The following is a 370-nucleotide window of genomic DNA, read 5'->3' as shown; positions in this document are numbered from 1 at the left end:
TTACCACGGTGTGGCCGATGACTGGGGTGAAGTCGTAACAAGGTAGCCGTAGGGGAACCTGCGGCTGGATCACCTCCTTAACGAAAGATTGGTGACTGGTAAGAATCCACAACAAGTTGTTCTTCGAGATATGTCTTTAAAGATTTAGAGTTAAGCCTTTAAGAAAAAACGAGACTCAAACACTACGCACAGCGGAGCTGTTTGTCTTGCAAAACTTTTAAAGCGTTGCTTTAAAACTTTCTCAGGGTCTGTAGCTCAGTTGGTTAGAGCACACGCTTGATAAGCGTGGGGTCACAAGTTCAAGTCTTGTCAGACCCACCACTACTGACGAAGTGATGAATAATCACAAGCTGCCAGAAGAGAAGATATA

Annotated in this window: 1 tRNA gene and 1 rRNA gene; both read left to right on the top strand. The window is 44.6% G+C overall.

Annotation, left to right across the window (positions count from 1 at the left end):
- Window positions 1-80, top strand: a 16S ribosomal RNA gene (locus tag DK207_RS15685); the annotation flags it as partial.
- A gap of 164 nt (window positions 81-244) precedes the next feature.
- Window positions 245-321 (top strand) — tRNA-Ile (locus DK207_RS15680).
- The last annotated feature ends 49 nt before the right edge of the window (window positions 322-370 follow it).

Origin of the sequence: Acinetobacter haemolyticus (assembly GCF_900406815.1) — a bacterium.
In the GTDB taxonomy this organism is placed as follows: Bacteria; Pseudomonadota; Gammaproteobacteria; order Pseudomonadales; family Moraxellaceae; genus Acinetobacter; species Acinetobacter haemolyticus_A.
The sequence above is the reverse complement of the archived record's forward strand: the minus strand, read 5'-3'. Positions and strand labels throughout refer to the sequence as shown.